At 68.6% G+C, this 23,826-nt stretch carries 16 protein-coding genes; 10 read left to right on the plus strand and 6 right to left on the minus strand.

What is annotated here, in order from left to right; all coding sequences use genetic code 11:
* Window positions 1-19 precede the first annotated feature (19 nt).
* The gene (locus WMF19_RS48060; protein WP_437896480.1) at window positions 20-2,389 is read right to left on the minus strand and encodes a type VI secretion system Vgr family protein; all 2,370 of its coding nucleotides are present in this window, start codon (window positions 2,387-2,389) and stop codon (window positions 20-22) included.
* Window positions 2,390-2,536: 147 nt separating this feature from the next.
* Window positions 2,537-4,036 (minus strand): hypothetical protein, encoded by a 1,500-nt coding sequence (locus tag WMF19_RS48065; RefSeq protein ID WP_437896481.1) that lies wholly within the window; start codon window positions 4,034-4,036, stop codon window positions 2,537-2,539.
* Window positions 4,037-4,342: 306 nt separating this feature from the next.
* Here WMF19_RS48065 and WMF19_RS48070 point away from each other — a divergent pair, with 306 nt between their 5' ends.
* Window positions 4,343-5,467, plus strand: a complete 1,125-nt coding sequence (locus WMF19_RS48070; RefSeq protein WP_437896482.1) for a 2-isopropylmalate synthase — start codon at window positions 4,343-4,345, stop codon at window positions 5,465-5,467.
* Here WMF19_RS48070 and WMF19_RS48075 read toward each other — a convergent pair.
* Entirely contained in the window at window positions 5,451-5,780 is a 330-nt protein-coding gene (locus WMF19_RS48075) for a hypothetical protein (protein ID WP_437896483.1), read from the minus strand. The two genes, WMF19_RS48070 and WMF19_RS48075, sit on opposite strands and share 17 nt — an antisense overlap.
* A gap of 98 nt (window positions 5,781-5,878) precedes the next feature.
* On the opposite strand from WMF19_RS48075, the gene WMF19_RS48080 reads away from it, so the two are divergent.
* The gene (locus WMF19_RS48080) at window positions 5,879-6,052 is read left to right on the plus strand and encodes a hypothetical protein (RefSeq protein ID WP_437896484.1); all 174 of its coding nucleotides are present in this window, start codon (window positions 5,879-5,881) and stop codon (window positions 6,050-6,052) included.
* A 250-nt stretch (window positions 6,053-6,302) separates the two neighbouring features.
* Here WMF19_RS48080 and WMF19_RS48085 read toward each other — a convergent pair whose 3' ends face one another.
* Complete coding sequence (locus WMF19_RS48085) at window positions 6,303-6,800, minus strand: lipase family protein (protein ID WP_437896485.1); 498 nt, start codon at window positions 6,798-6,800, stop codon at window positions 6,303-6,305.
* Window positions 6,801-8,438: 1,638 nt separating this feature from the next.
* Between WMF19_RS48085 and WMF19_RS48090 the strand changes: the two genes are divergently transcribed.
* The 3 genes from WMF19_RS48090 to WMF19_RS48100 all read left to right on the plus strand — a co-directional run bounded on the left by WMF19_RS48090 (window position 8,439) and on the right by WMF19_RS48100 (window position 11,349).
* Entirely contained in the window at window positions 8,439-9,062 is a 624-nt protein-coding gene (locus WMF19_RS48090) for a hypothetical protein (protein ID WP_437894230.1), read from the plus strand.
* Window positions 9,063-9,181: 119 nt separating this feature from the next.
* Window positions 9,182-10,537 (plus strand): DDE-type integrase/transposase/recombinase, encoded by a 1,356-nt coding sequence (locus tag WMF19_RS48095; RefSeq protein WP_437894231.1) that lies wholly within the window; start codon window positions 9,182-9,184, stop codon window positions 10,535-10,537.
* Window positions 10,534-11,349, plus strand: coding sequence for an ExeA family protein (locus tag WMF19_RS48100; RefSeq protein ID WP_437894233.1), 816 nt, complete (start codon window positions 10,534-10,536; stop codon window positions 11,347-11,349). The genes WMF19_RS48095 and WMF19_RS48100 overlap by 4 nt, the downstream gene beginning before the upstream one ends.
* Window positions 11,350-11,882: 533 nt before the next feature.
* Here the strand turns inward: WMF19_RS48100 and WMF19_RS48105 are convergent.
* Together WMF19_RS48105 and WMF19_RS48110 are read right to left on the minus strand one after the other, a co-directional pair.
* A complete protein-coding gene (locus WMF19_RS48105; RefSeq protein ID WP_437896487.1) occupies window positions 11,883-12,113 on the minus strand; it encodes a hypothetical protein in 231 nt (76 codons plus the stop codon).
* A gap of 96 nt (window positions 12,114-12,209) precedes the next feature.
* A complete protein-coding gene (locus tag WMF19_RS48110) occupies window positions 12,210-13,313 on the minus strand; it encodes a sigma-70 family RNA polymerase sigma factor (RefSeq protein WP_437896488.1) in 1,104 nt (367 codons plus the stop codon).
* Between the two features lie 215 nt (window positions 13,314-13,528).
* Here WMF19_RS48110 and WMF19_RS48115 point away from each other — a divergent pair, with 215 nt between their 5' ends.
* The 5 genes from WMF19_RS48115 to WMF19_RS48135 all read left to right on the plus strand — a co-directional run bounded on the left by WMF19_RS48115 (window position 13,529) and on the right by WMF19_RS48135 (window position 23,796).
* On the plus strand, window positions 13,529-14,608 hold the full coding sequence (locus tag WMF19_RS48115; protein WP_437896489.1) for a hypothetical protein: 1,080 nt from the start codon (window positions 13,529-13,531) through the stop codon (window positions 14,606-14,608).
* On the plus strand, window positions 14,602-16,275 hold the full coding sequence (locus tag WMF19_RS48120; protein WP_437896490.1) for a hypothetical protein: 1,674 nt from the start codon (window positions 14,602-14,604) through the stop codon (window positions 16,273-16,275). Before WMF19_RS48115 ends, WMF19_RS48120 begins: the two co-directional genes overlap by 7 nt.
* Before the next feature lie 1,241 nt (window positions 16,276-17,516).
* On the plus strand, window positions 17,517-17,867 hold the full coding sequence (locus WMF19_RS48125; protein ID WP_437896492.1) for a PE-PGRS family protein: 351 nt from the start codon (window positions 17,517-17,519) through the stop codon (window positions 17,865-17,867).
* A 677-nt stretch (window positions 17,868-18,544) separates the two neighbouring features.
* Window positions 18,545-19,720: a PAS domain S-box protein gene (locus WMF19_RS48130; protein WP_437896493.1), complete on the plus strand. Its 1,176-nt coding sequence runs from the start codon at window positions 18,545-18,547 to the stop codon at window positions 19,718-19,720.
* A 44-nt stretch (window positions 19,721-19,764) separates the two neighbouring features.
* On the plus strand, window positions 19,765-23,796 hold the full coding sequence (locus tag WMF19_RS48135; protein ID WP_437896494.1) for a non-ribosomal peptide synthetase: 4,032 nt from the start codon (window positions 19,765-19,767) through the stop codon (window positions 23,794-23,796).
* The last annotated feature ends 30 nt before the right edge of the window (window positions 23,797-23,826 follow it).

A 23,826-nucleotide genomic window follows, 5' to 3' on the forward strand; every position in this document is an offset into this window, starting at 1 on the left:
ACCCGTCCTCACAGCGTCCTCACAGCTTCTTGAAGCCGTACGTGCAGATGGACGCGGCGGCCTGGCGCAGGCTGAACGCCTTGACGTCCTGTCCGGCGCCGCATTTCTTGCTCGCGATGCCGACGTGATCGACCTTGATCCCGACGCTGTCCGCCTTCATGCCGATCCTCGAGGCCGCGATGGCGGTGGCCTCCACCTTCGAGATGTTGATCGACATGTTGATCGCGGTGTTGTCCCACTTGTGCACGCCGGCCGAGTTCTTCGTATAGAACGTCTCGATGAGCGCGTTGGTGTGCTTGTACACCTTCGCCGGCGCCGTGATCTTCACCTCCGGCGCGTCGAGCGTGATCTTGGTCGGGCTCTTCACCAGGATCGTCCCGCTCGTGCTCTCGATCGTGATGTTGCCCTTCACGGTGTGCGACCACGCGCCCTTGATGTCCGCCGTCCACGCCTTGCCCACGTCCGTCTTCCACTCGCCGTAATCGTCGTGGTTCTGTGCGCTGACTTTGTGCAGCCAGCTGCCCGTGACCTCCTGTTTGCCGCCGGGCTCGATGGTCTGGGTGAGGCCCCCATGGATGTCCTGCGTCATGCCGCCCGCCTGGACCGTATCGGTGCGGCCCGAGTGAACAGTGACGTTCTGATGGCTGTTGTAGAACTCGTTCGAATCGCCGTCCACGTTGAGCGTGTGGATGCCGACGTAGTGGATTGTCGCGTTGTCGCTGACGTCGACGTAGTACTTGCCGCCGACGTTCTGCCACCAGTCGCCGCACACGTTGAAGCCGGCGTTGCCGTCCGTGTAGACGTAGAACATGCAGTCGACGGCCTGGATCGTGGGGTTTGCGTCCGGCGTCAGGGGAGGCACGACGAAGGCCTGACGGGTGGGGCCGCCCATGTGGAGGTTCGTGCCGCCGACGGGGGTGTACAGGTCGATGTGCTGCTTGCCCTCGAGATCCTCGACGACCATGTGGTTCTTGCCGCCCGTGCGCAGCACGTTCTGTGTCTGGTTGCGGCTCGTCACCGTGCTCGGCCGGTGGGCGTTCGGCACCACGCCGGCGATGACCGGCCGGTCCGGGTCGCCGCCCTGGAACGACACCATGACCTCGGTCCCTTTGCGCAGCGGGAAATGCCAGCCCTCGATGCTGCCGCCGTGCGGCTGCATCATGCGCAGGTAGGTCGACGTGGAGCCGTCGGGCAGCTCGCTCGCGTCGAAGTTGAAGCGGACGAGGTACCGCCCCTGGTCGTCGATCTGGGCGTACTGGCTCTCGCTCGGGCCGTCGACGGCGCCGTTCTCGAAGCCGTAGATGCGCGGCCACGGCGTCGACTGGGCCGCCCTGAACTGCACGTCGGCGGGGATCGCGACGACCTCGACGCGGTACGTCTCGTTCGCCTCCAGCCCGGTGAAGCGCGTGATATCGAGGGAGCCGCTCGTGATCGCGGCTGTGTGCCGCACCTCGACGGCGAGGTAACGGGTCGGCATGTCCGAAGGGCCGTCCTCCAGCTCGAAGATGTAGCCGGCCCGCAGCCCGGTGGCGTTTCCGGTCGCGTGCAGGGTGAGCTCGCGGCACGCGATCGACTGCGCCTTGACCTGGGCCAGCCGCGTCGCCTCGTCCTGCGTGAAGACGCGGTAGCCGTACTCGCGGACCTCGCCGCGGCCGCTCCTGGACACCGTGTGCTCCCCCGACACCGAGGCGGCCGGGTTTGCATAGTTGTAATCGTTGATGAGCACCGCGGCAGGGAGCGTGCTGAAATCGACGTACACCTCCCGGAAGCACTCGCCGGCCGTCACATCGTTGCTCGAGGTCGGATGGTAACGGACCCGGCCATCCCCGCTCAGCGGATCGTGCTGATCCTTGCTGTCGACGATGACCATGATCTCCGCGCCGTCGTCGCCGACCGGGTGCTCGAAGTGGTAGTAGAGCCCCTCGCGCTCGAGCCAGCGATGGGTGAAGTCGAGGTGGCTTTCCCGGTACTGGCAGACGAACTCCTCTTCCGGATAGCGGTCCGTATCGATGCTGAACCGGAAGTCGGTCGTCGAGAGGCCACCGTGGGTGAGCGTCTTCGTCAGGAAGGCGTCGATCTTGCTCTTCGTGTGGACGAAGCTGCGCACGGAGTGGCGCTGGAGCCAGAGCCTGGGCATGAGCGACCCCTGGTAGAGCGCGCGCTCGCCCGACTCTCGCAGCAGGCGGAGGCGCACGAACACGCCGTGCCAGCACATCGGCGGCAGGTTGCCCCCGCGCTGCAGCGTGAGCGTCGCCGAGGCGGTGACGGCGGCGCGGACGTCCGTGCCCGCCGGCACGGTGAACAGGATGTCGAGCTCGAACGGCCGGCACAGCGCCTCGGTGCCCTTGAAGCCGACGGCCCGGGCGGCCGGCAGCGCTGCGCAATGCATGGCAAGAACGTCCGCGCTCATGAGCTCCCCACCGGGTTGTGGTCCACCCGAGGCCCTCTTGAGCGGAGCGGCCGCGCGCGGACGTTTTCACGACACCAGCCCTTACACCAGAAGAGCGCCCGCTTGGCAAGCGAGCGCCGCCCTCGCTCAGGGCTCGAACTTGACCGCGACCGGCGACGGCTGATCCCCGACCCCCTGGCCCACGCCGAGCTGCCCCTCGGCGTTCTCGCCCCAGCAGAGGATCTCGCCGGTCGCCTTCAGCGCGCACGTGTGCTGGTAGCCCCCGGCGAGCTGCGCCACGCCGTCGATGGGCACGTCGACCGGCTGCGTGGACAGCATCCCGTCTCCGTTGCCCAGGTAGCCGACTCCCCACATCTTGAGCGCCCGCGCGTCGCCGGACACCGCGCCGCTCCGCTCGCGGCCCACGTCGATGCGCGCCGCGCGCGGCACGGCGACGAGCGTGGGCTCCGGCACGGGCCCGTAGCGATTGGCGCCCACCGCGCCGTTGTAGTCGTTGCCAAAACAGTAGACCTCGGCGCCCTTGCGCGCGCACGTGTGCCGGTCGCCCGCGGCCACCTCGTCGACGCCTGCTGCGAGCGGCGCGAGGACGTTCACCGGAGAGGGCGAGGTCTCCTGCCCGCCGTTGCCGAGCTGTCCATCGAAGTTCCTGCCCCAGCAGAGCACGCCCCCGTCGGAGGCCTTGATGGCGCAGGTGTGATCCTGGCCGGCCGCGACCTGCCGGATATCGCTCCGGACGAGGAGCGGCGTCGCATAGCCCGACTGCTCCGCCGCGCCATTGCCGATCTGGCCTTCCTCGTCGGATCCCCAGCAGTACAGCTCATCGCCCGTCTTCACGGCGCACGAGTGCGCCGCGCCCAGCGAGATCTGCACGACGTTGATGAGGCTCGTCACCCGCGTCGGTCCGACGGAATCGAGGGTTGAGCCGTTGCCGATCTGCCCGCGCCGGCCGTTTCCCCAGCAGACGACCGTCGTGTCTTCCATCACCGCGCAGGAGTGCGCAGGGGCACTGTTGTCCGTGCGCGAGTATCCGCCGCCCGCCGCCACGTGGACCGCCTTGCCGGGCAGCGACACCCGCGCGGGCCAGGGCACGCTCGGCTCATCGATCGGCGCTCCGGCTTCCCCGAACGTGTTCCTCCCCCAGCACCAGACGCTGCCGTCCCCTCGCAGCACGCAGGTGTGGGCGAACCCGGCCGAGATCTCGACCGGGTCGTTGCAGAAGGCCCCGTCGGCCCCGTCCACGCACTCCATCGCGCAGCGGCGGTCGCAGGCGCCGCAGTGCTGGGGATCGCGCGCGCTCGCCTCGCAGCCCTGCGCCGCGGCGTCGCAGTCGAGGAAGCCCGCGTCGCACGCGAGGCCGCAGACGCCGTCCTCGCACGTGGGCGCCGCGTTCTCCCCGGCGGGGCAGTCCTTCGGCGAGGTGCACGCGACGCCGTGGCCGCCGGCGCCTCCCTGGCCGCTGGCCCCACCCTCGCCGCCGGCGGCGGCGCTGCCGTGGCCAGCGCCGCCGCCCTGGCCGCCCCCGGCCGACGCGAAGTTCCGCTCGGAGGGCGAGCAGCCGGCGCAGAGGGCGATCGTGGCGATCGTGAGGAATCCCAGCGCGGTCATCGGCAGGCGAAGCCTGTGCATGATCGAAGCTCCCGAAGCGGCAGGTGTCCCGGAGCAGCAAGTTGCTCCTTGGTCAGCTTTTTACGCTGCCGCTCTCCGCGCGGAAAGCCGCTCCCGCCGGCGGGCGCGGTGGTCCGGTCCTGCGGGCGTGGACGCCTGGCGCCGGCTCGATGCGCTCGCGGCGCGGGGTGCGGCGCTCGCCGTGCGCTGCTGGGACCTGCTCCGGCGGCCGACATGAAGTAACCTTTCCCCCAGCGCGGATCGACGCGGTGCGCCGCGCCCGCGCCACGCCGAGAGCCCCCTTCGATTCGAGATGAGATGCAGCGCATGAGCGCCGACGGCCGGGATCCCGGCGCCGCGGCCCCCTTCGACTGGAACCGCGCCGAGCCCGCGCCAGGGGAGCGCCCGCCGCGCCCCGGAGGGCGGCTGTCGCCCTCCGGCGGGCAGCCGTCGCCCTCCGGCTCCGGCGGGCAGCTGTCGCCCTCCGGCGGCCTGGCCGCCGAGGCGTGGCGCGCCGCGCGCGCCGACGGGGGGGCGTGGCTGCCCTTTGGCCGGGGAGCCCGGCCGGTCGAGGTGCTCGACGAGACGCTGCGCGACGGTATCCAGGGCGTCTCCACGGTGAACCCGCCGCGCGGGCACAAGATCGAGCTTCTCCATGCGATGGCGAGCGTCGGCGTCGACGTCGTGAACCTCGGCATGCCGGCGACCGGGCCGCGGCAGTTCGACGACGCGTGCCTGCTCGCCCGGGAGATCGTCGCGTCCCGCCTGCCGCTCGGCCTGACCGCGGCCGCGCGGACCCTCGCCGCGGACGTCGAGGAGGTCGCCCGCGTGGCCGAGCGCACCGGGGCGCCGATCATGGTCTATGCGTTCATCGGCAGCTCGCCGATCCGGCACTTCGTCGAGGGGTGGGGGCCCGATTTCCTGGCCCGCAGCGTCGACGAGGCCGGACGGGCGGCCGCGGCGGCTGGCCTGCCCTTCTGCCTCGTCGCGGAGGACGCGACCCGCTCGCCGCCCGACATGCTCCGCACGCTCTTCCACGCCGCCGTCGACGCCGGCGCGGCGCGCCTTTGCCTTTGCGACACGACCGGCCATGTCACCCCGCCGGGGGTCGAGGCGCTCGTCGCGTTCGCCCGGCGCGAGCTGGGCGCGCTGGGGGCGACCGGGATCGAGCTCGACTGGCACGGCCACAACGATCGCGGGCTCGGCCTCGCGGCCGCGCTCTGGGCGGTGGCGAGCGGCGTCGAGCGGGTCCACGCCACGGCGCTCGGCGTCGGGGAGCGGACGGGCAACACCTGCCTCGAGCTGCTCGTCGACAACCTCGGCCGCCTTGGCGCGCGCCGCCCGGTGCCGCGCGAGCGCCTGGCCGCGTACTGCGCGGCCGCGTCGCGTGCGCTCGCCTGGCCCGTCGCGCCGGACCACCCGATCGCAGGGGCGCTCAGCCGCCGGGGGTGAGGTTGCCCCCGCCGACGCGCGCCAGGGCGGCGCGGACGATGGGCGCAGCGGGCGCGAGCGCGTCCGCGAGCTCGCCGACGCGGCCCGCCGCGCGCTCGGCGCGGGTCCACGCCGACGAGAAGCCGAGCGTGCCGGGCGGATGGGCCTCGGCGAGGGCGATCGCTTGCCGGAGGTCGTCGCCGACCGCCACGATGGCGTGGAGATCTGCCACGCTCGCCCCGCGGGAGCGCGCCTCGGCGTAGAGCGCGCGCACGATGCCGAGCAGGTCGCGGGCGGCCTCCAGCGGGAAGGGGTCATGGCGGATCGAGAGCACGCTGGCTGCAGATCACGGATGCCGCGCGGGGGCGTCAAGCCGGGGGCGGCTCCTGGCGTCCGGATGCTCCGGTTTGAAACTTGCAGCGGAAGGCCGTCATGAACCACAGCACGCATGAGCTCGCAAAGACGGACGTTCCCGGCGACGACGAGGATGCCCCGCTGCCGCCGAACCCGGGGGATCCAGGGCCGGAGCAGCCGGAGCCGCCGTCGCCCGATCCGACGGAGGACCCGCGCTTCCCGCCGCTGGGCGAGTTCCCGCGCGGGGTTTGAGGCGAGGTGACGGATGCGCCTGGCCGCGTGAGGAACGTGCAGTGAGGGATCCGAGGTGAGGAGTGACGCGGGTCCTCTCGCCTCACCACCGCGGGCTGGCGAGACGACCGGGCGCGCGGGCACGGTACCACCCTCGCCAGGCGACGGCGGAGCTTCTCCGACGTATCTGGTCGTGCAGCCACGGTCGGCAGGAGCGGGAATCAGCAGGGTCGACATCGTGGGCGTCAAGTTCCCCTAACGCCCTCTCCCATCACCCGAATTCGGATCCTGGATATACGATCTGTGAAGTTCGCAGGTAATTGAGGGGGGAGTGGTCAGCCCATGAGACATGCAGGGGAATCCAATTGAGTAGGGGAAACTGGTTGCGGACGAAGGCCATGACGCCGATCCCCATGCTCAGACCACCCAGTATCGCCTGCCGCACGAACCGGCGCTCAAGCTGCCAGCCATAGGGCGTCGAGACGTACTGTTTTCCAAACGGTATAAATGATCCCATCGTGCGCGGTGGCATCTTCGGCACAACGTCATGGCCATAAACGTGATTGAATAAGTGCGCTCCAAACGCCGTGTTGAACGTCTCGGAGAACACCCTCCCACCGACCATCGGAGCTCCGAACGTGTAAACGCCACGCAGCACATTCTTGATGGGTTCGAGTTCGCTGCTCGAGTGGATAATCGCCGCCGCAATGATGGCCATCGCTCCACCAAGGCTGTGTCCCGTGATGTAGAGTGCCTTCAACTTCTTCAAATCATTTGATCTGAATGAGGCAGACTCGTCGCTGCACGCAGTCTTTGGCGCACTCAGATTTTTGATGAGATCGTCCGTGATATCGGGGCCTCCCTGCTTCCTGTTGGACGTGTCGCCCGAAGAACCATCGGTCGGCGACGTTGAACCGCCGCTCGGTGGGGATGGATACATGTCATTCAATTTCTTCTCTATCGAACGACCGACTTTGTCTATGCTTGCAATTTTGCTGGAAATATCATCTATGTTCGATTCGATGTTGGATATTGTTTTTTTTGATCTCTATTAATGTCCGCGCAAACTTTTTCTGCATTTAATGCGGAGTTTATCATGTTGACAATCATTGGCCATAGCGATCGCACTGATCGATAAAATCCTCCGTGAACCGGACCCATCTCGTTGAATGGATCTGGATGGCTGTTTACGTTGGTTAGCCAGTTGACTACGTTTCGTGGCTCTGTGCCGCGAAAACAAAGAATTCCGATTTGACCGTCCTCGCTCTGGGCGAAGTACGCTGACGCATCGATGAGCAGTGCATCGTTCTGAAATATTATTGAATTGCAATAATTGTTATCGATCCCGCGTACTGCGAGCATCCTTGAAAAATTATCAATATCGGAATATGCCCATGCAGAGGCACAGGCGAGGATGTATGCTATTCGACTATCGTACATGCCGGCTGGGAGTTCAGCCAATTTATGTACAATACTCGGCACCGCCGTCTCGCCGCTTGTTGCGGAGGCATGCATTATCCCCGTGGTGATGGGTGATGCGAGGTGGGTCGCTGATAGCATGCGCCTGATAAATTCTGAAGATGAAAATTCTGAAAATACCCGTATTTCCGAGTCCGTATGTATTGTTGATCTCCGAGGGCGAGATCCGCGAGTGCTTTCGAATTTCATTTGACTGCCTTTCTGTTGATTGGTGGTTTGTTGATGCGGTATGTATATGATTGATCGTCCTGATATGTGCAACGGTCCCGGGAGTGGGTTTGTGGCGTGTGCTGTCGTGTGCTGGGTTGCGTTCGGTAGGCATGTTTAATCTCCTGTGCGTATTGGTGAAGCGCAAGGACGTCTTGCTCGCTGGGCGGGTTGAGCCGAGTTCGAATTCAGAATTTCAGGTCATTGCAAGGCCGCGGCGACTCCACAGAATCATGAAGGTTGGTCTCGGCGAGGCGACGCGTCAGCGGAGGGTGATGCTCAGGGGGCTTGGCGAGTAATCGGCAGGTATTACCGCGCGCTCTCACTGATGCGGCAGCCCACCGCACCGAGCACGATGCTTGATGGTGAGGGGTTCCGCCCAACGAGGCTGGCCATCAAGGAGAATGCTCGCTCCGCGTACGCGACCCGAGAGGACGACTCCAGAGCGCCGCGGCGCACGACGCATTACATCCGGCCCCTCAAGATTCTCATCGCAGCCCCCCTATGAGCACGGTTGCGTCGGCTCGGAGAAGCCCTTCCCGCGCGGGCGCTCCACTTCCGTCCATCGGTCGAAAATTACCACCCCTCGTCGCTCCCACGCCTGCCTCACGACGGGGTAGGTCCACCGCAGGAGCGGAGCAGCGGCGCGGTGCCGGCCACAAAATAGGTGACGAGGAGACCTGATCTTGGCGGACAGTCTCCTCGTCGTGCTCCGGTTCTTGTGCCCAGGAATCGAAGCGGTCGCAGTGTTATCCAGAGCGCCATCGACATCAAGCGCTGGCAGCAGCAGCCGCCCACGGTCGTCGAAGCGCGGCCTGCGCGCTGCCCCGTCTGCGGCGCTGCGAGCTGTCCGCTGGGCGGCGCCATCCGGCTCCAAGGCCACGGCAGGCGCGAGCGGCAGGTCTGGGGCCCCGCTACCCCAGACCATCCCCCCGAGGTGCTCTCGGTGACGGCCCGCCGCTACCGCTGCCTCGGTTGCCGCGCTGTGCTGCTCGTCGTTCCTCGCGGCGTGCTCGGCCTCCGCGTGTACAGCGCCGCCGCGATCGGCTTCGCCCTCGCGCTCTGGGGTCTGGCGCTCGCGACGGCGGCCGAGGTCCGTCGGCGCGTGGGCCCGGCGAAGATCCTCGGCGACAGCGCCGCCGCCGGCTGGGCCACGCTGCGCCGGTGGGCGCGCGACGTCGCGCAGCGACGTCTGTTTTCGGACGCCCCCGACCCAGGCCCGTCCGCCTCGCTCCGAAAGAGGGCAGCCGCCGTCGCGACATCGCTCGCGGCAAGCGCGGATCCGACGACCCGAGCGCTGCCGATCGAGCAGCGCGCCTTCTTCGGCGCCGCGCATGCGGCATGAGGGCCCCTGCCCCCGAGGAGCCCCGATCAACCAGCCCACCTGAGAGGATCCCTGCCGAAAACGCCGCCGATCCCGGACAAGGACCGCGCGCCAGCAAGGCGCAGAAAGGACCTGTCCGAATGGCCCTCGGCCCCGCCGACCACGCCGAGACCGTCGCGATCTATCGCGCCACGGTCATCGGCCCTCTCATGCACCGCGTGCTCACCCACGGCCAGCTCGCCGCCGCGCTGCGTGTGCTGAGCGAGCAGCGGTTTCGACCGCCGGGCGCACACAGCACGCGCACCTACTCGGTGCCCACGCTCGAGCGCTGGCTATATGCGTATCGCTCCGCTGGCCTCGACGGCCTGCGCCCACAGCCACGCAGCGATCGCGGCTTCGCGCAGGGCCTGTCGGAGGAGCTGCGCACGCTGCTGCTCGACATTCGGCGCGAGCATCCCGACGCCTCGGTGCCGCTCATCCTCAAGACGCTTGTCGACGAGGGGCGACTCGAGGCGACCCAGGTCTCCGAGCCCACCGTACGGCGACTGTACGCGGCGCACGGCCTTCGCCGCCGCGCCGCGCGTGCCGAGCAAGAGCCGAAGACGCGGCTGCGCTGGCAAGCCGAGCGCCCCGGCGCGCTCTGGCACGGCGACGTCTGCCACGTGACCGGTTGCACCGTCGGCGGCAAAGCGATGCCGCTCCGCATCCACGGGCTGCTTGACGACGCCTCTCGCTACGTCGTGGCGCTCGAGGCGCACACGACCGAGAAGGAGGTCGACATGCTCGCCATGACCGTCGACGCTCTGCGCCGCCACGGCAAACCCGACGCGCTCTATCTCGACAACGGCTCCACCTACCGCGGCGACGTCCTCAAAACCGCGTGCGCGCGGCTCGGCATCACGCTCCTGCACGCCAAGCCGTACGACCCAGAGGCGCGCGGGAAGATGGAGCGTTTCTGGCGCACGCTGCGCGAAGGGTGCCTTACCTACCTTGGCGCTGTGGCGTCGCTCGCCGACATCAACACGACGCTCCGCGCCTTCCTCGACAGGCGTTACCACACGGCGCCGCACGCGGGCCTGCTCGGCCAGACCCCGGCGAAGGTCTATGCGGCCCGCCCCGCCGCCGAAGGCGTCGTCGACGAAAAAGCGCTGCGCGTCGCGCTCACCGAGCGCACCCGACGCCGCGTCTCGGGCGACAACATCGTCTCTGTCGACGGTGTCGCCTGGCAGCTCGATCAGGGCTACCTCGCCGGCCAGATCGTCTCCGTCGCCCGGTGCTTCGTCGCGCCCGACGAGCCGCCGTGGGTCGAGCACGAGGGCAAGCGCCTGGTGCTGCATCCGGTCGACCCGCAGCGCAACGCGCGGCGCAAGCGGCTGCCGTGCGGCGGGCCTGTGGTGGACAAGCCGACACGACCCGTGGACTTCAACCCCGCGCGAACGCTCGGCCGCTCGCTGGGCACTGGCGCCGACACGAGCGAGCGCGGAGGTGAGACGTGAGCGAGTCCTACGTCCGCTTCTTCACCCTGTCCGCCGCCCCCTTCTCCAAGGAGATCCAGGACGGCGACCTGTGGCTGCCGCCCTCCAAAGAGCAGCTCGTCGAGGAGGTGTGCGAGGCCGTGCACGAGCACGCCCAAGTGCTGCTGGTCGGCGAGCCCGGCGCCGGCAAGACGTGTGTGCTGCGGGCAGTGCGTCATCGGTTGCCGCAGGCAGGCTTCCGGCTGACCTACTGCCACAACGCCACGCTGGGCCGCCGCGACTTCTATCGCCAGCTCTGCCATGCACTCGGCCTCAACCCCGCTGCGACCGCGGCGGCCGTCTTCTACGCTGTCAGCGCGCATATCGAGACCCTCGGCCGCGAGCGGATTCACCCGGTTTTCCTGCTGGACGAAGCGCACCTGCTCCACCAAGACACGCTTGATCATCTCCACATCTTGTTGAACTACGAATGGGATAGCCGCGCCCTGTTGTCGCTGATTCTGGTAGGGCTCTCCGACCTCCAAGACCGGCTTGAGCTGCGCAAAAATCGCTCGCTGTATTCGCGCATCGAGCGGCGTCTGTCGATCGGTGCGATGGTCCCCGACGATACTGGAGAGTACGTGCGGCTCCGGATGAGCCGCGCCGGCGCCGACCGCGACGTCTTCACCGCGGACGCTCTGATGCTGCTCCACGAGGCGGCTGGATCGAGCCTGCGCGAGATCGACCGCATGGCCACCGCCGCGCTGCGCGAGGCGGCGCGACGGAAAAAGAAACTCGTCGAGCGTGACGTGATGGCGCGCATTGTCGGCGACCTGGCAACGGACGGCAGCTGACGCTGACCGACACGACGGGCCCCCCTCGGCGCTGGCGAACGAACACCTCGCCGGCGCCGACGGCCACGAACCATGATGGCCATTGCGAGCCGCCCTGAGGCGCGCGTCCGAGCGATGGCCATCGCCCTCCTTCACCGCAACCGTGCACGCCCGCGATGGCCATCAAGCGGCTTGCTCGGCGGACCATCAGCCAGCCTGAGCGTCAACACCGTTGACGGGGCGGTAGGGACGGCCTTTCGCCCCGTCGGGCTCGGGCCGCCCCCTGCACGGAGCCCACCCAGCGAGCAGAACTACCGCATTGGGCCTCTGACACGGCGGGAGCTCGCTCCCAAGGCCGCCCCGGTTCCAGCCTGACGCCGTCGTACGGAGCAACCTTCATCGCCGCATCGCTCCTCGGACGGGCTCGGCGGAACGCGTGGCTATTCGGGGTTGTAGGTATGCAGATCGCCCGTCGGACCAAACGCCCGGTTGCCGTCTCGCGCGATGCAGAGCCTACACTCCTTGACGATGGATCCCCCGGTAGTTGTTGACGCTCACGCTGGCTGATGGTCCGTCGCCGTAACCACGGGGCTGCCCAGCCAGGCGCCTGGGATGAACACGTCGGTCCGGTTCTCGGCGGGTACGCCGAACTGGCGCAACACGGCATGGATCATCCTCGAGTGCCGCATGATGACCTCGAAGGGAACGTGCACTGCCGGGGGCGCACCCATCTCGACTCGACGTGACGTGCGCCGATGCTCCGCCACGGCTTCCTTGCGTGTCATGGACGTGCTCATTCTCCTGACCCGGCGAAGGGCGGATCTCGGCCTGACGTCGCTCAAGAACACCGCCGTCTATCTGTCGCCAGGGCCGCCGCCGATTCAGCGAAGTTGCAGCAGCAGCGCCTCGCGCTCCCGGGCCAGCTGCCCTCGAGGGAACTCCATGGCGTGCATGTCGAGCAGGCGTCGCGCCTCGACGTCAGCCCTGGCGTTGTAGGCTTCGATGGCCTTGCGCGCTTGGAGGATCAGGCCCTTCTCGCGCTCGCTCGCGACCGGGCGTACGGCGCGCACGGGCGGCGAGGAACGCGCAGCTGTTGCCGCCTGCGAAGCAGGCTTGCCGTTCATCGCGGCCGGTGCATGCTCGCCGTGTGCTGGGATGCCCTGCACTGGGGGCGAGGCCGTGGCGACCGCACGGCGTGTGTCTGGCTGGTCGAGGGGCGGCGCGGTGTGCTGCTGCGGGGGCGTCGCCGCACCGGCGTAAATCGCTGCCGGCCGTAACCACGGGGTCGTACTGGCCGAGCCTGACGAGTGTGGAGCTGTCGCGACGACGGCGCCCGTCAGCACGACGAGCGCAGCCTGCGCGAGCACCTTCGCCCCGACCTTCTGCGGGTGCAGCGCGGTCTTCCACCACGAGCGACGGAACAGGCCGAACGCCACCGGGACGCAGGGCTCCTTGCCCCAGCCCCGGAATTCTTGCTGCGCCATCCAGCGCCGCTTCGCCTCGTCCAGCTGCTCGCGTGCCCTGCGGTGCTGGCTCCTCACGGTGTCCAGCTTGAGCCCCAGCTCGGCGGCGATCTCGGCGAGCGACTTCTCCTCGAGCTCGTGCTTGACCAAGAGGTCGCGGTACTTGGGATCGACCTGCTCGATCAGGTCGCGCATGACGGCTTCCCGCTGCTGCCTCCGGAGCAAGGCTTCCGGGCTCGGTTGGTTCCCGCAGAAGTCGTGCTCGTCGAACGGGGTCAGGACCTCACCCCGACGGCTCGCGTCCCGTAGGTGGCTGCGGGCGAGGTTCAGGGCGATGGTGACGGAGTACGGCGCTGGATCCACGCCCGGCTCGAGCCGCCCTCTCGCCTCCCAGTCCCGTAGGAGCGCTTCCTGCGCGAGGTCCTCGGCGTGTCGCGCGGGGACACCGACCCGCCTGACGAGGCGGCGGAAGCGCTCGAAGTGGGGGGGAGTTCGTGCTGGCTTGCCCACAGCTGGTAGCACCCCTGAGCTGGCCGGAAGGGTTCAAGAAAGAGAAGGGTCGATCAACTTTGGTAGGATAATGTGCGCTTGTGATGCGCGTACCTGGGCAGCTCCACTGCTCGGAGGGGCGACGAGCTCCTTTGCGTCGTCGGGCCGATCTTTGCCTGGAAAAACGTCCACTCCGTGCGAATTTGTCGCGGTTGACGCCGCGCGCCGGGCGTAAGTACGTTCCGCGCATGCGTGACGTTGCGCCTTCGTTGTTGTTCTGCCTGATGCTTGGCGCCGGCGCTGCCTACACGAGCCCGGCCAGCGCGGAGGACATGTATTCGACGCTGGAGCGAAGCGGCAGCTCGACGGTGAAGGACCATGTTCGCCGTGCGCAGATAGCCCGTGACGCAGGTCGGTGGACCCAGGCACACGCGGCCTACAATGCGGCGCTCGATGCGACAGACCCGGCGTCGAACACGGAGAAGGAGCGCGCGGAGATCGCCGGAGAGCTCGGTTTGTGTGAGCTCGAGCTGCGCAAGTACCGTGATGCTGCCGAGCATCTCGCCTGGAGTCTCGAGCAGCGCAACGTCCTCCCGCTTGAACTACAGCTGCGGTTCGAGGCCGGGCAACGCAAGGCAGCGTCGCATGTCGCGACGCTCTACCTGTCTGTCGACCCGCCCGACGCCGAGGTGCTCATCGACGGCAAGCCCATCAGCGCACCAGCGCGGACCTACAGGCTGTTCCTGGATCCCGGGCAGCACATGGTGCGGGCCCGGTTGGCGGGCCACGAGGAGGCGTTCGCGTCGTTCGACGCGCAGGCCGGGAAGCCGACGACCCTCTCGCTGCAGGTGCCGCGCGCGGCAGCGCCGGGCACCCCTGCGAAGGGAACCTCGATGCGGAGCTCAGCGCTACCGGTGCAGGCGTCGTCTTCCGTGGCGCCGTCCTCCACGGCGTCGAAGCTGCGCATCGCTGGCGCGGTCGTGGCAGGGGCAACCATGGCAGCCGGCGGTGGATTGCTGATCTGGAGTGCGTACGCCGAGGATGAGCTTCACGACCGAGCTACCGCGCTGCGCGGCGCGGACAAGGATGCGAGCCGATGTGCCCGCCCCGATGCACCGCGCGCGTGCTCGGAGCTGCGCGACCTGCAAGAAAAGCGCGATTTCCTGACGAAAACTGGATGGATGACCCTGGTGTCGGGCGGCGCGATCGGTGCGCTGACGCTCGTGTCTCTGCTCGTGGACCGAACCTCACCGTCCAGCGATGGGGTGCGTGTGGTGCCCACGGTGAGCGGGCAGCGCATGGGGCTTATGATGGCGGGTGTGTGGTGACGAACGTGGAGCTTCGGAGCATGGATACCTCATCGAAAGGTCGACGCGGCGTGGCTGTGGCCACCTTGGTGCCTATCGCGCTCGGGTTCGGAATCGCTTCTCTCGTGTACGGGTGTTCCTCCGGTCACGAGGATCCCATCTGTGTCGACGACCCCACGGTGGAGCCTCCGCAAGATGGGTGCGGCCTGTTCGTCAGCGCAAGTCTCGGCGACGACGAGAATCCAGGAACGCGCGCGAAGCCACTGAAGACACTGCGCAAGGCCCTCGAGCTCGTGGAGGCGGGCGGTCATCCCCACCATGTCTACGCTTGCGCTGAAACCTTCGACGAACGTATCTGGTTCTACGACACCAGCATCTGGGGCGGGTTCGACTGCACGAACGGCTGGCAGCACCTCGGTGCCGATGCGAAGACCGTCATCGCCCCGAAGCAGCCCGAGCGCGAAGTCGTGACGTTCGGAGGGCGGGGAATCACGCTCGCGAACCTGCGGATCGTGGCGCCCGATGGTAACGAGATGGACCGAACAGCAGCGTGCTCGATCGGAATCGTCGCTGTGCGCGATGAGGCCGAGCTCAAGCTCGTTGCGAGCGAAGTCATCACAGGACGGGGCGCAATCCCGGGCGGCAACTCGATCGGGATTTACCTCTCCGCTGGCAGCGAGATCGAGGTGATCGACAGCCGCATCGTCGCAGGTGACGGAGCCGACGGTGAGCCCGGAGCTCCGGCGGAGGACGCAGCGGCGGCCGATGGGCGGCCTGGACACGTTGGAGCCGACGCGTGCACGGTCGATGACGTGACTGCAACCCGAGAGGTCACGACGGAGTGTGACGACGAAACCTCGGTCAGCGGCCAAGGCGGCCCCGGTCTGCCCGATGAGGGCTTCAACGCAGGTCATGGGGAGCCGCTGCCCGACCCGAACCCGACGGGCGCCGGCACCGGGGGTGTCGGTCAGCAGGGGAGCATGGCGTGCACCGACGGCCAGCGCGGCCTCGACGGTGCCGCGGGTGTGCACGGTCAGGGGGCAAGGCTTCCTGGCGTTGTGGGATGGGTCCGCACGCTGGGCAAGGGGCAGGACGGGACGCTCGGACGCCCGGGTCAGGGCGGCGGCGGTGGTGGCGGCTCGCGCGGCGGCGCGACCGCCTGTGGCGCCGGGCCGGTCGGGGGGGCGTTCGGCGGCTCGGGTGGTTCCGGCGGTTGTGGCGGCAAGCAGGGGACAGGCGGTTTCGCCGGAGGAGTGAGCGCTGGCATCGTCACAAGAGGTTCGAATGTCACCATCCGCGGATCGACCCTTCAGACCGGCCGCGGCGGTCGGGGCGGTGCGGGAGGGGCGGGACTGCCAGGAGGAAGCGGAGCTCCCGGCGGTGAGGGAGGCGGAGGCGTGCCCGGGGCGCTCGCGGGATGCCGCGGAGGCGATGGCGGCAACGGGGGGCCCGGCGGTGGCGCAGGCGGCGGGCTCGGCGGTCATTCGGTAGCCATCGCGTATCTGGAGACCGCGGAGGTTACGCGCGAGAACGTCCAGGCGACGTTTCTCCTTGGAACTGCTGGGGAGGGAGGGGACGGCGGCGATCCGAATGTCACGGAGAGCAAGGGCGACGATGGCGTGGCGGCCGAGTTCCTGCCGTTTGCGGCCATCGATCCGAACGACCCAGACTCTCATGAGCTGCAGTAGAGGGCGCCATGTGGGATGAGATGACGAGATGGGAATCGGGCTTCCGCGCGCTGGGTGCTCGGCCTTTGCTGTTCGGAGTCGCTTTGTTCAACGGGAGCGCGGCGCTCGGATGCGGCAGCGAATCGGGTGTGTGGGAACGTTGCGAGGAGACCCTCACATGCGCGCCGGTGGAGTCCTGCAACGCGGATCCCGGCGATGCCGATCGTCCGGTCGACTGCGAGGGCGTGTATGTGGCAGACAACGGCGATGATACTAGCCCTGGTACGCCGAATCTGCCGGTACAAACGTTTGCGCGGGCGTTCGAGCTTGCCCGCGAGCGTGGCATGCGGGTGTACGCATGCGCCGACACATTCTCTGTCGAAGTCCGTGTGCCGGCAGGAATGGACGTCTGGGGAGGTCTCGACTGCCGCGGTCTGCCAAGTCATTGGCCGTTGCATCCACTCGGCGAGCTCACCACGATTGCGCCAGGTCCGAACCGGATTCCGCTCACCGTCGTGGACCAGGCGGCGGAGCCCTCCCCCGAGGCCGACGTGATCACGACGCTGACGAGAATCCGTATGATCGCACAGGATGCCACCGTGCCGGGCGGCTCTTCCATTGCCATGCGCGCGCTGCCGGGAGTGACGGTACAGCTGCGCTTGAGCGAGGTCGTAGCCGGGAACGGCGCAGATGGAGCCCCTGGCGCGGACGGAGGCGTCAACCCGGCACAAGACGGGGCACCAGGGAACTCGGGAGCAATGGCGTGCTCTGCCGATACGGTGACCGGAGGGGCGCGAGTCACAACCTCGTGTGACGATGGCATCTCGTCGGGGGGAATGGGTGGTATCGGCACAAACGGTGATGGCGGCGACGGCGAAAGTGGTTCCCCTCTGCCAATCACGAATCCAATGAGCCACGGTCTGGGTGGCGCTGGGCAAGGCATCCTGTCCTGCACAGAGGGGAGGGGCGGCCTGGCGGGGGATGACGGCGCCAACGGGAACGGCGCATCAGGGCCGGGTCGGGTCACAGACACGGGGCTGGAAGGTGGCGCAGGCGAAGATGGCCACGCAGGGCAGCACGGTTACGGGGGCGGCGGTGGAGGCGGCTCGCGTGGCGGTTCAGCGTACTGCGGCGCAGGCGCAGTACAGGGCGGCGCTTCTGGCGGTTCCGGCGGTGCTGGCGGCTGCGGCGGCAAGCCTGGGAGGGGCGGCGGCCCAGGCGGATCCAGCATCGGGATTCTGTCTTACCACGCCAGCGTCCGCGTGAATAAGACCAGCATCATCACGGGTCGTGGCGGAAACGGTGGACGAGGCGGGGACGGCCAGTACGGCGGCGTGGGTGGGTACGGTGGCACCGGCGGAGGCAACAGGGCTGGATCGCAGCCAGGCTGCCGTGGCGGCGACGGCGGGAAGGGCGGCAACGGGGGCCGGGGCGGTGGAGGCCACGGAGGACACTCACTCGCGGTCGCACATACCGTCGACCACGGCCCTGACGTCGAGCCCGACTCTCCGATCAAGATCGGCATCCCTGGTGACGGCGGAGGCGCCGGCGATCTGAACGCGAACTCGGGCAAGCCCGGCTCCGCAGCGGTCTCGATGGGCTTTCAGGACTAGACGCCTGACGCTCCGAGGGCGCCGGCTCGGCACCGGGCTCCGCCCCAGCGCGGATTCCCGGGGCGAACGCCTCGTCGCCAATGCCGTCCAGCCTGGCCTCGCGGCAGCACGGTGAGGAGCCGTTACGAACCGTCGCGAGCTCGCCCGGCGGAAGGTGGGGACGTCGCGGGACGGCGACGCGGTGCCCAGAATGACGCACAGGGAACGAGAGCGCCATACGGGTGGCCCTCGGAATCAGGAGTCTTCTGACCATCTGCATGCGACGAGCGTATGATTGCGACGCTGGGCATGCGGCCGCGGAGCTGCACGAGGCGCGCTCGCTCCGTCGGAGACGCGCGCAACCAAGCAATAGATCCAGAATTCATTGACGAGCGCGGCAAACGTCCTCGCTGTGACGGTATCTCTCCGCGAGCCCTGCTGTCCCCACTGTGACGCTCTTCATGCGGAAATTGATGCTGTCTAAGGCGCCTCATCAGGTGTAACGTCGCAGGTGGAGGCGACGTGTCCACGGCCGCCGCCTGACCTTTGCCAGCAGCCAGCATTGGGGGAAATCGATGGAACCTCACGAGACGGTTCTCCACTCGCATCATGGCGAGCTTGCCGCCCTGCGCGCTCGTGTGTCCAGGCTAGAGCAGATCGAGCGGGATCTGCGTGCCGAGCTCGGCCGTACGAACGCCGTGCTACAGACAATTCCGTACCTGCTCTGCGTCCACGACCCGGTCGAGCAGCGCAAGCTCTACGAGAACCGCTCGCTGGCCGGCGAGCTCGGATACGAGGCCGACGAAGCGGGGCTCGCGGGCCTCGATGCGTTCGTGATGCTCGCGCACCCCGACGACCAGACCCGGGCTCGCGAGCAGCTCGATCACGCCGGAGAAGGCCAGGCGAGCGACTCGGCGGAGCTCGCGTATCGGCTGCGCAAGGCCGACGGGTCCTGGTGCTGGGTCACCAGGCGCGAGATCGTCGTCGCCCGCGACGGCGCTGGCAAGCCGCGCCAGGTCATGAGCGTAGTCCAGGATATCACAGGTCGAAAAGGCATGGAGGTGGAGCAGCGCCGCCAGGCCGAAGAGCTCGGCGTGTCGAAGACATTGATTGACAATGCGCTAGATGGCATCACATTGACGTCCATGAGCGGGCAGGTCGTCTACGCCAACACCGCCTTCAAGGCGATGAGCGGCTTCGGCGACCGCGCGGTCGGCTGCGGGCTGACCGACTTCTATGCACCCGAAAGCTTTCGCCAGCTCTCCAACGAGGTCTTGCCGATCCTGATGAAGGACGGCGCATGGCGCGGCGTCCTCAAGATCCGGCGCCCCGACGGGAGCGACTGGATGGGGCAGACCACCGCCTTCGTGGTCCTGGGCCCGGCGGGCGAGCCGACGGGCATGGCGGCGTTCTTCAGAGACATCACGGAGCAGCTCCGGTACGAGGAGGAGACGCTCGCCCAGATGCGGGTGATCCAGGCGCAGCAGGCGGCGCTCCGGGAGCTCGGCACGCCGCTCATCCCGATCGCCGACGGCGTGATCGCGATGCCCCTCATCGGGGCGATCGACCGGGAGCGCGCGCAGCAGATCCTGGAGACGCTCCTGAACGCGCTCGGCGAGAAGCAATCGGCCGTGGCGATACTCGATATCACCGGCGTGAAGGCCGTGGACGAAGAGGTGGCCGCCGCGCTGGTCCGCGTCGCGCAGGCGGCGAGGCTGCTCGGCGCCGACGTCGTGCTGTCAGGCGTCCGCCCCGTCGTCGCGCAGGCGCTCGTCAATCTTGGCACAGAGCTCAGAGGGCTCGTCACCTGCGGCACCCTGCAAAGCGGTATCGCCTACGCGCTGAAGCGGAAGGCACGCTCGATGACCGTCTGAGCTCCCACGCATCGTCCTCTGCAGTTCAACGGGGAGGTTCGATCATGCGCGCTCACGCGACACAGGCTCGTCTGTCCCACGCACCAGGGGAGCTCCCGCGCGAGCTCCCCGCGCTCGATCTCGCGACCGAGCGCCCACGCCCTCCCGCGCCCTCGCGACGTCGCGCGTCGGTGTCGCGAGAGCTGCCGCCTCGGCTCGCCCTGGAGCTCGACCGCGTGCGCCGGGGCTCGGGCGCGACGCTCTTCGTGACCCTTCTCTCGGCTTATGCGGCGCTGCTCTACCGCCATACCCTTCAGAGCGAGATCCTGATCGGGACGCCCTGGCCTCGCCGCGGCGGCCGGTGGGGCTGGCGCGCGGCGCCAGGGCCCCGCCATCCGCTCGTCCTGCATGCCCGCATCGACGAGGAGCTCAGCTTTCGAGACCTCCTCGCGCAGATCGCCGCACAGATCGCCTCGGCCGAGGGGCCCCGGCACATGCCTCCGGACGAGCCGCCCTCGGGGCTCCGGGCGGCGGAGGACCCAAACGATCACCCGACGTTCCAGACCACCTTCGAGCTCGCGCGACCCGGAATTGTCCTGCGCCGCGCCGCGATCCGGACGGCGACAGGGGCGCGGAGCTCGCGCCCCCGCCCGGCCACGCTGGTCGATCTGTCGCTGTCCGTCACGGCGTCCGAACGAGGGCTCGCCGCGACGATGACGTACAGCACCGACGTGTTCGATCCCGGGACCATCGAGCGGCTCCTGGACCACCTCGGCCTCCTGCTCGCGGGCATCGCGGAGGACGCCGAGCGGCCGATCGCCGAGATTCCGCTGCTCACGCCGGAGGAGCGCCGCCGGATGACCGTGGTCTGGAACGCGACGCGGACCGCCTATCCCCGCGACGCGTGTGTTCATGAGCTCTTCGAGGAGCACGTCGCGCGGACGCCCGACGCCATCGCTGTCATCGAGGGCAGCGAGGCGCTCACCTACCGCGAGCTGAACCGCCGCGCCAACCGGCTCGCTCATCGGATCTCAGCGCGCCACCCGGGCCCCGACCTGCGCGTGGCCGTCGTCGTCGAACGTTCGTCGAGCGCGCTCGTCGCCCTGCTCGGGGTCCTCAAGGCCGGCGGCGCCTACGTGCCCCTCGATCCGAGCTATCCAGACGAGCGGCTGCGCTTCATGCTCGAGGACGCGGCGGTGAGCCTCGTGCTCGGGCAGCAAGCGCTGGTGACGCGGCTCGACTTCCGCGGGGAGGTCATGTGCCTCGACGAGGACCACGGCGCGCCCGGCGACGACAGAAACCCCGCCATTCCTGCTGCCCCGACCGATCTCGCTTATGTGATGTTCACATCGGGCTCGACCGGCCGGCCCAAGGGCGTCGCCGTCCCGCACCGAGGGGTCGTCCGCCTCGTACGGGACACCGGCTATGTCGGTTTCGGGCCCTCGGATCGCGTGGCCCACGCCTCCAGCCTCTCCTTCGACGCGTCGACGTTCGAGATCTGGGGCGCGCTGCTCAACGGCGCATGCCTCGTCATCGTGTCTCGCGAGACGCTGCTGTCGCCGGAAGCGATGCCTGCGCTCCTCCGCCGCGAAGGCATCACCGTCCTGTTCCTGACGACAGCGCTCTTCCACCACCTCGCGCGTGTGAGCCCGGACGCCTTTCAGGGGCTCTCCTACCTCGTCGTCGGCGGCGACGTGCTCAATCCGACGCTGTCCAGAGAGGTGCTCCTGAAAGGCCCCCCGAAGCACCTCGTGAACGGCTACGGTCCGACCGAGAACACGACGTTCTCCACGGCTCACCTCGTGCGCGCGGTCCCGGAGGGCGCCTCCCGCGTGCCGATCGGACGGCCCATCTCGAACACGCGCGCCTATGTCCTGGACCGCCGGCTCCAGCCGGTGCCGGTGGGGGTCCCCGGTGAGCTCTACGTCGCCGGCGACGGGCTCGCCCGAGGCTACCTGAACCGACCCGATCTGACCGCCGCAGCGTTCGTCGAGAACCCCTTGCCCGAGGAGCCGGGAGAGCGCCTGTACAAAACGGGCGATCAGGTCCGCTATCTGGCCGATGGATCGCTCGATTTCCTGGGCCGGATCGACGCCCAGGTAAAGATCCGTGGTTTCCGCGTCGAGCTCGGGGAGATCGAGGCGGCGATGTGCGCATGCCCCTCCGTGCGCGAGGCCGTGGTCGTGCCCCACGAGCACGCGCCAGGCGACACGCGCCTCGTGGCGTACGTCGTCTCCTCGGACTTCGGCGCGGGCGGCCCTCCGTCGCGCCCCGCGGGCGGGGATCGGTCGCAGGGAGCCGAGGCCGGCGTGGACAGCAGCGGCCCCGCGAGCTGCGGCCCCGCGTCCCGCGACCTGTCGAGGAGCCTGCGCCGGTTCCTGCACGAGAAGCTGCCCGACTACATGATCCCGGCCGCGTTCGTCAGGGTGCCATCGCTGCCGCTCGCCGCGACCGGGAAGGTCGATCGCCGGACGCTGCCGCCGCCCGACGTCGGCCGGCTGCATACGGGAGAGCCGGAGAGCACCCGCACTCCGATCGAGCGCCAGCTGGCCGAGATCTGGGCGTCCGTCCTCCATATCGACCGCCCGGAGGTCGACGACGACTTCTTCGAGCTCGGCGGAGACTCCCTGCTGGCGGCGCAGGTGCTCCTCGAGGTGCGGACGGCCTTCCATGTCGACGTGCCCGCGCGCCGGCTGTTCGAGTCGCCCACCCTGGCCGGGCTCGCCCGCGCCGTCGAGGAGGCGCGGGGCTGGAAGGCGCGCGGCGCCGCGGCGTCGATGGGCGCGATCGACCTCCGCGCGGAGGCCGCCCTCGCCCCCGACATCCGCCCTTGCGGCTCGTTCGTCGACGCGAGCGCTCCGCCTCGCCACGTCTTCCTCACCGGCGCCACCGGGTTCCTGGGCGCCTTTCTCGTGCGCGACCTCCTCGAGCAGACGCGCGCCACGATTCATTGCCTGGTCCGCGCTCCCGACGCCGCCGCAGGCCTCGCGAGGCTCCGGCAAAGCCTTGAGGCCTATTCGCTCTGGGATCCCGCGGAGAGCGCGAGGATCGTCGCCGTGCCTGGCGACCTGAGGGAGCCGCTGCTCGGGCTCACCCCGGCCTGCTTCGAGGCGCTCGCGCAGCGCATCGACGCGATCTACCACGCCGGCGCCGAGGTCAATTACATCAAGCCGTACGCGTCCCACAAGGCGGCGAACGTGCTGGGGACACAGGAGATCCTGCGGCTCGCTTGCCTGCGCAGGACGAAGCCCGTGCATCACGTCTCGACGATCGGGGCCATCGGCCAGATCGGCTATTTCACCGGCGCCCGGACCGTGCGGGAGAGCGACGATCTGGATCGCTGGGTGGACCACCTCCACACGGACATGGGTTATTCCCAGAGCAAGTGGGTCGCCGAGAAGCTCGTGTGGCTCGCGCACGCGCGCGGGGTGCCCGTCACCGTCTTCCGCCCCGGGTTCATCGTGGGTCACAGCCAGACGGGCGCCGCCAACGTGGCCGACTTCGTAAGCAGGATGATCAAAGGCTGCGTCGAGATGGGATGTGCCCCCGACCTCCCCGCGCAGAGCAAGGAATTCGTGACGGTCGATTACGTCAGCCGGGCGATCATGCACCTGTCCTGCCGGCCGGGCTCGCTGGGGAAGGCGTTCCACCTGGTGCCCCCGTCGCCTCAGCGGCTCGATCTGAACGGCTTCTTCGACATGCTCGTGTCCCGCGGCTATCCGCTCGTGCGGCTTCCGTACGCGCAATGGTGCGAGCAGCTGCTGGCGTGGATACAGAGATCGGGCGACAGCCCGTTCCTTCCCCTCCTGCCGATGCTGACCGAGAAGGTCCACGGCGACCTGACCCGATGGGAGCTGTACGCGCAGATGCCCGCCTTCGACTGCCAGAACACGATCGATGGGCTGGCCGGCACGGCGATCGCGTGTCCCCCCATGAGCGCCCGGCTGCTGGACACGCTCCTGGCCCACTACCTGCGCAGTGGGCACCTGAGCGCCCCGGCGCCGGCCGCGAGCGGCGTGCGCCTGGCCGCGCCGAGGGCCCGCAGCCCGCTGCGATGGCAAGATGTCGCGCGCACGCGGCGGGGCGCGCACCGCTGAGCGCGCCTCCCGCGCGCCGCGCGCCCCTCG

The organism is Sorangium sp. So ce124 (genome assembly GCF_051525235.1).
In the GTDB taxonomy this organism is placed as follows: domain Bacteria; phylum Myxococcota_A; class Polyangia; order Polyangiales; family Polyangiaceae; genus Sorangium; species Sorangium atrum.

Coding starts and splice junctions, on each gene's coding strand:
- WMF19_RS48080 (WP_437896484.1), top strand. CDS start 5,879: ATGAACCACAGCACGCATGAGCTCGCAAAGACGGACGTTCCCGGCGAC.
- WMF19_RS48105 (WP_437896487.1), bottom strand. CDS start 12,113: ATGACACGCAAGGAAGCCGTGGCGGAGCATCGGCGCACGTCACGTCGA.
- WMF19_RS48070 (WP_437896482.1), top strand. CDS start 4,343: ATGAGCGCCGACGGCCGGGATCCCGGCGCCGCGGCCCCCTTCGACTGG.
- WMF19_RS48060 (WP_437896480.1), bottom strand. CDS start 2,389: ATGCATTGCGCAGCGCTGCCGGCCGCCCGGGCCGTCGGCTTCAAGGGC.
- WMF19_RS48065 (WP_437896481.1), bottom strand. CDS start 4,036: ATGCACAGGCTTCGCCTGCCGATGACCGCGCTGGGATTCCTCACGATC.
- WMF19_RS48095 (WP_437894231.1), top strand. CDS start 9,182: ATGGCCCTCGGCCCCGCCGACCACGCCGAGACCGTCGCGATCTATCGC.
- WMF19_RS48135 (WP_437896494.1), top strand. CDS start 19,765: ATGCGCGCTCACGCGACACAGGCTCGTCTGTCCCACGCACCAGGGGAG.
- WMF19_RS48115 (WP_437896489.1), top strand. CDS start 13,529: ATGCGTGACGTTGCGCCTTCGTTGTTGTTCTGCCTGATGCTTGGCGCC.